Source organism: Prosthecobacter sp., assembly GCF_044378005.1.
Lineage (GTDB): Bacteria > Verrucomicrobiota > Verrucomicrobiia > Verrucomicrobiales > Verrucomicrobiaceae > Prosthecobacter.
Window position 1 is genome coordinate 1 of the sequence record NZ_JBILYB010000179.1, and the last position, 10789, is coordinate 10789.

The following is a 10789-nucleotide window of genomic DNA, read 5'->3' on the forward strand; positions in this document are numbered from 1 at the left end:
CGCAAACGCCTCGCCGGATCGCTCATCGGCGGCCTCGCCGAGACGCAGGAGATGCTCGACTTCTGCGGCGCGAATCAAATCGTCTCCGATGTCGAGGTTATCGCCATCCAGCAGATCAACGAAGCCTACGAGCGCCTGCTGAAGTCCGATGTGAAGTATCGCTTCTCCATCGACATGGCCTCGCTGAAGAACGGGTAAATGCACGGGGTAGAAGCTTCCGAAGCTCCCGGAGACTTTCCCCTCACGACGACATTCTCTCAGCCCATAGCCAGAGAAGTGTCGCCAATGATGCGTAATTCATGGCCCGCCATGATTCGTCGTCTCCATCTTCTGCTGCTCTTGCTCGCTTGGCCGTCCGCCAATGGCGAAATCCCAAAGCCTGACGACGCGCAGCCGCCGCTCTCGCCAGCGGAAAGCGCGAAGCTGTTCCAACTGCCCGCAGGCTATTCCATCCGCCTCCTCGCCAGCGAACCGCTCATCGCCGAGCCGAGCGGCATCTGCTGGGATGACAAAGGCCGCTGCTTTGTCTGCGAACTGCACGGCTACAACGTCGAAGGTCAATACGACATCGACGAGCTGAACAAATCCGGCCAGCTCGACCTCGAAGTGCGCCGCATCCAGGCCAGCGAGGCAGCCAAGAAGAAAGCCGAGACCGAAACCTACGGCACCGTGAAGCTCCTGCGCGACACCGATGGCGACGGCGTCATGGACAAGGCCATCGTGTGGGCGGATCGCTTGCCGCCGTGTTACGGCATCGCCGCTGCGAATGGCGGCATCATCGTCGCTTGTGCACCACACATCGTTTTCCTCAAAGACAGTGACGGCGATGACCACGCCGACGTGAACGAAAAGCTCTTCACGGGCTTTGGCACTGGCAATCTGGAGCGCGGCATCAATGCACCGACTTGGGGACCGGATGGCTGGCTCTATTTCGGTCGCGGTTGGGCCGGAGGCGAGATCACCGGACCGCATTTGGCAAAGCCCGTCACGCTTCCCGCCACCGACTTCCGCATTCGCTCCGACGGCAGCGCCATCGAGCCCGTGAGCGGCAGCACGAAGACAATAGGCATGGCCTTCACTGACAGCGGCGAGCGCTTCACCTGCACCACCACGCATCCCGGCCTCTACGTCACGCCCATCCCGTGGCGCTACCTCTCGCGCAATCCCGATGCCGCCGCGCCGGTGCTCGATTCACCCGCCAGCGACGACACCCGCGTCTATCCCATCTCCAAACCGCATCCCTGGCGCACGAAGCGCGAGCAACATGCCGAATACTTCGCCTTCTACCGCAAGATCAGCCTCAGCGATGCCGCCGCGTCCGGCTACTTCACCAGCGCCTGTGGACCGCTCGTCTGGCGTGGCCAGTATTTCGTCTGCGAACCCGCGCAAAACCTCATCCACCGCGCCGACATCGTGCGCGATGGCACCCGCCTGCGCTTGCAACGCGTGAAGGGCGAGGAACAGCGCGAATTCCTCGCCTCCCGCGATGCGTGGTTCCATCCCATGAGCCTCGCCCACACGCACGAAGGCCACATGGCCATCGTCGATTTCTACCGCGAAATCATTGAAGACTACTCCGCCATCCCGCGACACCTCCAGCAGCAATACGGCGTCATCAACGGCCGTGATCGAGGCCGCATCTGGATTCTCGAAGCGAAGGATAAATGGCAAAAGCCGTCGCTGAGCACTGCCGACGCCAAAGTGCTCCAACTCCGCGAAAACGAGGACACCTCCGACATTGACCCCAAAGCCGATTTGGAGCCCCAACTCGCCCTCCAGCTCGCTTTGAGCCTCGGACCGCAACGCGACGCGCTCGTCACTCTCGCACGCAATCAAGGTCACCTGCGCTGGATGGACGCCGCTATCGCCAGTTCAGCTCACAAGCTCGAAAAAGACCTCCTTTTGGCCCTCGCCGCTGATCCTGGTCAAAGCGAACCCGTCATGGCCAATCTCGCCGGCATCCTTGCCGCTCGTGGCAATGCGCAAGAACTCACCGAATGCCTCGCCGTCGTCAAAAGCGGCAAAGCGCACGACATTCTGAAGCTCGGCCTCGAAGACACCCAACCTCTCGCGAACGCCGTCGAAGTCCCGGCACCCACAGCGCCCACCGTCGAGCAAAACGCCGCCTGGGAAAAACGCGTCCCTGCCATCCTCGCCGCGCTCAAACAGAAACCGAACCTCGACGAAGGCAAAACGCTCTTCACCGCCATCTGCGGAGCCTGCCACAAGTCCCACGGAATCGGTTCCACCGTCGGCCCCGATCTCGATGCTGAGTTCCAACGCGCCCCCGAAGTCATCCTTCGAGATGTGTTGTTTCCAAGCGAGGCCGCACGCCCAGGTTACGAAACCATCATGGCCAAAACCCATCGCGGTGAAACCCTCCTCGGCATCACCGCCTCCGACTCGCCCACCAGCATCACCTTGAAGCTCCCCGGCGGCGCTGAACGCACCGTGCTGCGCAAACGCGCCGACATCCGCACGCTGCGCAACGTCTCACTGATGCCCGCAGGTCTCGGTGATGCCCTGAAGCCCGAGCAGATTGCCAACATCATCGCCTTTCTTCGATCACCTCCATGAAACTCATCCTTGCCCTCCTTTTCACCGTCTCACTCCACGCCGCTGATTTCCATGGTTGGACCACCGAAAGTCCGCGCGAGGAAATTCGTCCGCAATTCAGCAGCGGAGCCGATGACACACTCATCATTACGCACGATCAGCGCGAGGGCCTCGACGGCTGGTTTCAAAAGAGCTTCGAGATCAAGGGCGGTGCATGGCAGCGCTTTGAGGTTAAGCGGAAGATCAGTGGCGTGAGCAATCCGCGCCAGAGCTGCCTCGTGCGCATTTCATGGCAGGACAAAGATGGCAAAATGGTGCGCATCGACGAACGGCCCGTGAACTCCGATCCGAAGCTGCCCATGCCAAGTGCCGAGCCGGAATATCCGACTGATGGGCAGACGGATGCGCAAGGCTGGACCACGGTGGGTGGCATTTACAAGAGTCCTTCAAAGGCAGCGCGAGCCATTGTCGAACTGCATCTGCAATGGGCACCGAATGGCCGCGTGGAGTGGCGTGGAGCGGAGTTTGCGCAGACCGAGGCACCGCAGGCTCGCAAAGTGCGGCTGGCGACGGTGCACTACAAACCGCAAGGCAAATCACCGCGACAGAACTGCGAGGAGTTTGCGCCGCTCATCGCCGATGCAGCACGGCAGAAGGCTGATCTCGTCGTGCTCGGCGAAACGGTGCCGACGGTCGGTCCAGTCAAAGATCCCATCACCACGGCTGAGCCTATCCCTGGCCCCACCACCGAGTATTTCGGCTCGCTCGCCAAACAGCATCATCTTCACATCGTGCTCAGCCTTTATGAGCGTGAGTCGCATCTCGTCTATAACACGGCGGTGCTCCTCGGACCGGATGGCATTCTCATCGGCAAGTATCGCAAAGTCTCCCTGCCGCCCGGTGAGGCCGCGAAAGGCATCGCCCCCGGTAAAGACTATCCAGTCTTCGACACCGCCATTGGTAAAGTCGGTATGATGGTCTGCTACGACGGCTTTTTCCCCGAGGTGGCCCGCGAGCTTACGAAGAACGGTGCGGAGGTCATTGCGTGGCCTGTCTGGGGTTGCAATCCGAAGCTCGCCGCGGCCCGTGCGTGTGAAAATCATGTCTATGTCATCAGCAGCACCTTCATGGAACACGACTCCGGCTGGATGATCTCCGCCATCTATGATCACAACGGCGATCCCCTCGCCACCACGCCCAAATGGGGGACCGTCGCCGTGGCGGAGGTCACGCTCAACCAGCCCTACCTCGGCCCCTACAACCTCGGTGACTTCCGCAGCATGATCCCGCGTCATCGCCCGCTGGTGAGCGGCGAGGTGGTGAAGTGAGAAAAAGCGAGATGCGGCCCGCGCTTCCGTTTTCTGATGCTCTCACCACAGCCTCATGAAACTCGCCTCGCTCCTCCTCGCCGCATTCGCCACCTCACTTTTCGCCGCCGATTGGCCTGCATGGCGCGGACCAACTGGCGATGGCCATGCGGCTCCCGGCCAAAAACTGCCTGTGAAATGGAGCGAGGGCGAAAACGTGGTCTGGAAGGCTGAGGTTCGCGGACGCGGGCATGGTTCGCCTATTGTCGTCGGGAATCAGGTGCTGCTCGCGACGGCGGACGTGGAGACGGAGGAGCAGCTCGTGCTCTGCTTTGATCGTGGCAACGGAAAGCCTCTCTGGGAGGCTGTGGCGCATCGCGGTAACCTCAACACGAAGGGCCACAAAATCTCCTCGCAGGCCTCGTCCGATGTCGTCAGCGATGGCGAGCGGCTCTTTGTGAACTTCCTCAACAACGGCGCCATTTTCACCACCGCGCTCGATTTGAGCGGCAAGCAGCTCTGGCAGCGCCGCGTGTGTGATTTTCAGGTGCATCAGGGCTTTGGTTCCTCGCCTGTCATTCATCAAAACATCGTGCTCGTCTCTGCCGATCATCGCGGTGGCGGCAAGATGAGCGGCCTCAACAAGCTGACTGGCGAGATCGTGTGGCAGCAGGATCGCCCGCCCGTGGCGAACTACGCCTCACCCGGCATCGTGAACGCCGCAGGCAAGGTCCAGGCCGTGCTTGCCGGTTGCAACAAGGTCGAGAGCTTCGATCCGCTCACCGGGAAGAAGCTCTGGAGCATCGACGGCAGCACCGAGGAAACCGTCGTCACCGCCGTGACCGATGGTAGTCGCGTTTTCCTCGGTGGCGGTTATCCGAAGAACCACACCATGGCGCTCGAAGCCGACGGCTCCGGTAAGATCGCCTGGGAGAATGTCACCAAGACCTATGTGCCCTCCATGATCGTCAAAAACGGTCACGTCTTCGCCGTCGGCGACGCAGGCCGCGCGGTCTGCTGGAAGTCCGCCACCGGCGAAGAACTCTGGAATGAAAAAGTAGATCGCGAGTTCTACGGCTCGCCCGTGATGGCCGACTCACGCATCTACGTCACCAGCAAAGCCGGAGTCACTTCCGTCTTCGAGGCCACGCCAGAGAAGTTCATCCTCCTCGGCCAAAACCCGCTCGGCGACGAATGCTTCAGCACCCCCGCCATCTGCGACAACCGCCTCTATCTCCGCTCCGCGAAAACCAACCCGAAGAGGCAGGAGTATCTGTGGTGTGTGGGTGAATGAGCCGATCCGATCATGAGCCGATTTATTGCAGCCTTTTTCCTTTCAGCTTCTCTCCATGCGGACGAACTTGCGATCATTCTGCGAGAGAAACCCGTGCGCGTGGTCACCTCCGGCGGTGCGGCGATTTTTCCCGCGTCCTGGCGCGAAAACAAAATCGCGGCGAGTGGCGAAGTGTTGCCTGACGACCGACGCGAGGATGCACTGCGCGTGATGGATGCCGCTTGGGTCAAATATCCACTGGAAGTGCTTCGTGAGCACTTGCGCACACTGTATCTGCTCGGCGAGCTGCGGTATCGCGGTGTCGTCACCAGCGGCACGAACTCGCGGACGGATGTGTATGTCAAAATCGGCCCGGTGAAGAATGGTTTCACGGCGCGGCACATTGAAAGCGTCTTCCACGCAGAGTTTTCCAGCATCCTCATTCGTAACCGTCCGCAGTTTCTCGATCAAGACGCGTGGAAAGCCGCGAATCCGCCCGGCTTCACCTACCTCGGCGATGGCGTGGATGCCGTGAAGCAAGGCAAAGCCCGCACCAAGGCCGACAGCACGATGAACGCGCAAGGTTTCCTCTCGCAATACAGCCAGTCCACGCTCGAAAACGACTTCAACGGTTATGCCGCCCGTCTCTGGACTGGCGATGCCGCGCTGTGGCAGCTCGCGAAGAAGTATCCGCCCATTCATCGAAAGCTTGCCCTCGTCTTGGGTTTTTATCAGCAGATCCATCCGACACTCGACGCGGCATTTTTTCGAAACATCTCAGCCTCACCATGAAGCCGCTCCTCACGCTCTTGTTCGCCATTTCCGCCCTCGTCATTCCTCATTCGGCGTTTGCTGAAGAGACCTTGCCCGCCACGCTCATGACCACGCGCGGCAAGCTGCTAGCCAGTGAGGACTTCGCTCAAGCGCCTCCACCATTCAAGGGCAAGCCTGTCGGCTTCGCGAGCGGCTTCACCGGCTGGCGCTACAACAACTCAGCCACCGGCGGCAAAGGAGGACGCTGGGAGATCGCGCAGGGTGAGTTTCGTGGCATCGAGACACCGGGAGCAAATCATCCGGCCACGGCCTCGTTTGGCATCCAATATCAAAACGTGATCATTCAGTGCGAGGTGCGCTTGAACGACGTACCTGACGAGGGGCGGAAGTATCGCTCGCTGTTTGTGAAGGCCACCGATGCGAAAGATTACGTCATCTCGCTCAGCCTCGGCCAGGGCGGGCTGTTTTTGACGCCGTATGACGCGGACAAGATCAATCCCACCACCAAGCAGCGTGAGAAAGGCACCACCGTGAAGCTGCTCACGCCGATCAAACTCAACGAATGGCACACCGTCGTGCTTGAGATCCACGGAGACGAAGTCGTCGGCACGCTCGACAAGCAAAGCATCACCCTGAGAAATCCGCTCATCGGCACGGCGAAGCACAGCATCATGCTCGGCGCGGGCACGGAGGCGAGCTTTCGCCGACTGCGCGTCTGGGAGGCTCTGCCGAATGCCGAGTGGGCGGCGAACAAAGTGAAACTCAATGCCGCAGCGAAGCCCTGAGTGCCAGCCCCAGGTCATGAAGCTCAAACGCCTGATGATCATCATCGTTGCCGTGGTCGTCGTCACGCTGGCGGTCCTGCTCGCTGGGCATCTCGATTGGTTCAAGCCCGTGCCGGTTCGAAAGGAGAGTCCATTTACCTTCCGCGATGGTTTTGAAAACGCGGGTGCCTTTCTCGATCTTTACCCGAAGGATCTCTCGCGCTGGCACGGCTGGCAATTGGTGCCAAAGGAGAGCACGAACGAGCTGACCACGGAGGTCGTGCATTCGGGGCGGCAGTCGCTGAAATGCTTCGCCACCGTGAAGCGCAATGATGTCACCTCGAAGGCGGACGTGCTGCGGGAGCAATTGCACTTCGTCAAAGGCGATCACGTCTGGTCGGAATGCTGGTTCTTGCTCAAAGGTGGCGCGAGTGCAGAGAACGTCTTCCTGTGGGACCTCGAATCGAGCACCAAATGGCAGTCACCCGGCCGCCGCGTCTATTTGCAAAAGGGCGACGCGATCACGTCTGATCTCGGGAAGTGGTTCTCATCATCCGTCTTTCACCAGCCACCTGATCGTGCGTTGCGCTTTCCACTCGACCGCTGGGTGCGGCTGCGCGTGCATCTCCTTCTCTCGGAGAAGGCCGATGGCGTGATGGAAGTCTGGCAGGACGAAACCAAGATCATCGACGCGTACGGTCAGACGCTCCCCACCGTCAAAACCATCTACGACCGCCTCGAAGTCGGCCTCACCGCCAACGGCAGCACCGAGCACGCGCACACGCTCTATGTCGATGATGTGTCGATCTCGAATCGACCGCTGTGGTAAGCCATCCCGCGTCTAGTCTTAACCTATCCTCAACCATGCCGCACCTTCTCCGTCACATCATCAACTTCTGGATGCCAGAGCTGCTGCCTGCTGAGCGATTTGAGTTAAGTCAGACGTTAAGACGGCATGAAAGCCGCCTTTCTCCTCGCCACCCTCTGTCTCACCGCATTCATCACCCGCGCCGCTGATTTGCAGCCGCCGGTCACCGCCGGGCAAGGCATCGCCACCTGTGGGCATAGTTTTCATGTGTTCACCTATCGCCAGGTGGCGGAGATGGCGCTGGCGGCGGGTTTCAAACATGAACTGGCGGGCCTTTCGAGCATCGGTGGCTCCACGGTGCAGAAGCACTGGGCCGTGCCTGAGGAGAAGAGCGCGGTGAAGCAGGTCTTGAAGGCTGGAAAGGCCGATGTGCTCACGCTTTCGCCCATCTGGCTGCCGGATGAGGCCATCGAGCAGTTCGTGAAGCTCGGCATTGAGCACAATCCTGAGCTGCGCATCACCGTGCAGGAATACTGGATGCCGAATGACGAGTATGAACCCGTCTATCCGCTCCAGACTCGCAAGAAGGTCGATCACAACGCCACCGACCTCGCCAAGCTCCGCGATGCCACGCTGCGTTACGCCAAGGACATCGAAGACTACGTTCAAGGCATCAACCAACGTCTCGGCAAGGATGCAGTGCTCATCGTGCCCGTCGGCATGGCGGCGGTGACGTTGCGTGAAAAAATCCTCAAAGGCGAAGCTCCTGGCCTCAAAGTCCAAGCCGACCTCTTTCGCGACAACTGGGGCCATGCCAACCCTCCACTGCAAATCCTCTCCAGCTACTGCCACTACGCTGTCATCTACCGCAAGAGTCCCGTCGGCCTGCCTGTGCCCAGCACTTTCAAGCTCCTCAAGGACATGAGTGATGACGACAAAGCCAAGCTCAATACACTCCTCCAGCAGATTGCCTGGGATACCGTGAGTCAGCATCCGATGAGCGGTGTGATGAAGACTGCAGCAACCAAGGAGCTTTCCAAATAAGACCGTGATCCGCCAGCTTCTCATCCTCTTCGCCCTTTACCCAGCCCTCTTCGCGGCTCAGCCGAACATCGTCATCATCCTCGCCGACGACCTCGGCTACGGCGATGTGGGCTGTTACGGCGCGACGAAGATCAAAACACCGAATATCGACCGGTTGGCGAGTGAGGGCGTGCGTTTCACAGATGCGCATTCGCCTGCCTCCGTGTGCTCGCCTTCGCGCTATGGTTTGATGACCGGTCGCTCTCCATGGCGGCTGCACAAAAAGGGGAATGATTACCACCTGGAGCAGGACTGCCTGAACATCGCATCGATGCTGAAAGCACAGGGCTATCGCTCGGCGGCCATCGGGAAATGGCATCTCGGTTACAGCAAGGATTGGAACGTGCTGCCCATCACCGGGCCGCTGGAGGTGGGCTTTGATTATCACTTCGGCGTGCCGCAGAACCACAATGACCGCTACCGTGTCTTCATCGAGAATCACGACATCGCCGGAAGGAAGCCGGGTGAGGCATATCGCCTCGTGGAAGGCAGCGAATTTCCCGAAGGCGTTGCGCAGCCGCGTGTGGATGATCTGGTGGACACCACGCTCACCGCGAAGGCCATCGGCTTCATTCGCGAACATCGCGAACGGCCCTTCTTCCTGTACTTCACGCCCTGTGCCTCGCACACGCACATCACTCCGGCGGCAGCGTTTCGTGGCACGAGCCAGGCCGGACTGCTCGGCGATCACATCCAGGAACTCGATGCCCACGTCGGTGAAATCCTCGCCACGCTGGATGAACTGAAGCTCTCCGAGCGCACGCTGATCTTCTTCAGCAGCGACAACGGCGGCACGCCGAATGATTTCAAAGGCACGCAGAAAGTGAAGCTCAACCTCGCCAGCGAGGCTGGTGGTGTGCGTGAGAAATTCCGCACCGCCAAGCGCGACGCCAAAGCCATGGGACATCTCACGAACGGTCCCTGGCACGATGGCAAAGGCACGCCGTTCGAGGGCGGGCATCGAGTGCCCTTCATCGCCCGCTGGCCCGGCCAGATCCCTGCGGGCTCGACTTCAGATCAAACCATCTGCCTCACCGACCTGCTCGCCACCATCACCAGCATCGTCAGCGCAAAGCTGCCCGACAACGCTGGCGAGGACTCCTTCGACATCCTGCCCGCGCTGCGTGATCCATCACTTGCCACACCGATCCGACCCATCACCATCATGCAGGGTGATACGAAAGACGTTGTTCTCGCTGTGCGCTCAGGCCGTTGGAAGCTCATGGAGAGCAAAGTCGGAAAGCAGCAGACGCTCTATGATCTCACTCAAGACCCGGGTGAAACGAAAAACCTCGCCTCCGAGTATCCTGAGATCGTGAAACAACTCAGCACCCAGCTCGCCCAAGCTCGCAACGATGGCCGCACGCGGAAGTGATGGCTGAGGCACATGAACGAACTTCTCGTCATCATCACAATCAGGTTTCGCATTGCCAGAGCACACGAAGGATGCATGGGTGCGCCCCGCATGACCAAGCTCCTCCTCTGCCTTTCCCTGCCGCTTTATCTGCTCGATCAATGGTCGAAGAGCTGGATCGTGGCAAACTTTGATCTGCATGGGCGCGAGGATGAGGTGATCAAAGGCACTTTCTGGCTGCATCACACCGCGAACACGGGCGTGGCCTTTGGCATGTTCAATGGCACGCAATACGCGAACTACGCCTTCACCTTCATCTCACTCAGCGCGCTGGTCTTCCTGATCTGGGGCACGCGGACAAACATGTTCCCCGGCAAACTCAGCCGCACCGCCGTCGCCCTCATCATCTCCGGCATCTTCGGCAATCTCACCGACCGCCTCTTCCGCCGTGGTGATGACGGCGTGCTCTTCGGTGGTGGCTTCCTCGACGGTTACGTCGTCGATTTCCTCCGCTTCGACTTCGGCTTCCCACCCTTCAATCCCTGGCCCTCCTTCAACGTCGCTGACTCCTGCGTCGTCGTCGCAGCCATCCTGCTCGGCATCGCTTCCTTTGTGGAGCCGCCGCCGCAGAAGCCCGTGGTGAAAAGTTGAGGCGCTGTCATACATCCCTCCGTCCCGGATCACTCACCGGGAAATGAATGGAGCAAGAAACTGCCAACCAACTCGAATCCCTGCACCCCGACGCCTTTGGCTGGGCGCTGCATTGCTGTGGCGGGGATCACTCACGGGCGGAGGAGGTGCTGCAAAATGCTTACCTCAAAGTGGCTGCGGGACGCGCACTTTTTTCAGGGGCTTCGAGCTTCAAGACTT

At 60.1% G+C, this 10789-nt stretch carries 9 protein-coding genes and 1 pseudogene; all 10 read left to right on the top strand.

What is annotated here, in order from left to right; all coding sequences use genetic code 11:
• A pseudogene (locus tag AC6FTP_RS23150) lies at nucleotides 1-198 on the top strand (NAD(P)-dependent alcohol dehydrogenase); the annotation flags it as partial.
• A 111-nt stretch (nucleotides 199-309) separates the two neighbouring features.
• On the top strand, nucleotides 310-2577 hold the full coding sequence (locus tag AC6FTP_RS23155) for a PVC-type heme-binding CxxCH protein (protein WP_497209275.1): 2268 nt from the start codon (nucleotides 310-312) through the stop codon (nucleotides 2575-2577).
• A complete protein-coding gene (locus AC6FTP_RS23160) occupies nucleotides 2574-3884 on the top strand; it encodes a carbon-nitrogen hydrolase family protein (protein WP_497209276.1) in 1311 nt (436 codons plus the stop codon). Before AC6FTP_RS23155 ends, AC6FTP_RS23160 begins: the two co-directional genes overlap by 4 nt.
• 55 nt (nucleotides 3885-3939) lie before the next feature.
• A complete protein-coding gene (locus tag AC6FTP_RS23165) occupies nucleotides 3940-5157 on the top strand; it encodes an outer membrane protein assembly factor BamB family protein (protein ID WP_497209277.1) in 1218 nt (405 codons plus the stop codon).
• 12 nt (nucleotides 5158-5169) lie between these two features.
• The gene (locus AC6FTP_RS23170) at nucleotides 5170-5928 is read left to right on the top strand and encodes a hypothetical protein (protein WP_497209278.1); all 759 of its coding nucleotides are present in this window, start codon (nucleotides 5170-5172) and stop codon (nucleotides 5926-5928) included.
• Complete coding sequence (locus tag AC6FTP_RS23175) at nucleotides 5925-6695, top strand: hypothetical protein (RefSeq protein WP_497209279.1); 771 nt, start codon at nucleotides 5925-5927, stop codon at nucleotides 6693-6695. Before AC6FTP_RS23170 ends, AC6FTP_RS23175 begins: the two co-directional genes overlap by 4 nt.
• Before the next feature lie 16 nt (nucleotides 6696-6711).
• Nucleotides 6712-7503: a heparin lyase I family protein gene (locus AC6FTP_RS23180; protein ID WP_497209280.1), complete on the top strand. Its 792-nt coding sequence runs from the start codon at nucleotides 6712-6714 to the stop codon at nucleotides 7501-7503.
• 126 nt (nucleotides 7504-7629) lie between these two features.
• The gene (locus AC6FTP_RS23185; RefSeq protein ID WP_497209281.1) at nucleotides 7630-8526 is read left to right on the top strand and encodes a hypothetical protein; all 897 of its coding nucleotides are present in this window, start codon (nucleotides 7630-7632) and stop codon (nucleotides 8524-8526) included.
• 4 nt (nucleotides 8527-8530) lie between these two features.
• Nucleotides 8531-9940: a sulfatase family protein gene (locus AC6FTP_RS23190; RefSeq protein ID WP_497209282.1), complete on the top strand. Its 1410-nt coding sequence runs from the start codon at nucleotides 8531-8533 to the stop codon at nucleotides 9938-9940.
• Nucleotides 9941-10030: 90 nt separating this feature from the next.
• Entirely contained in the window at nucleotides 10031-10570 is a 540-nt protein-coding gene (gene lspA, locus AC6FTP_RS23195; RefSeq protein ID WP_497209283.1) for a signal peptidase II, read from the top strand.
• Nucleotides 10571-10789 lie beyond the last annotated feature (219 nt).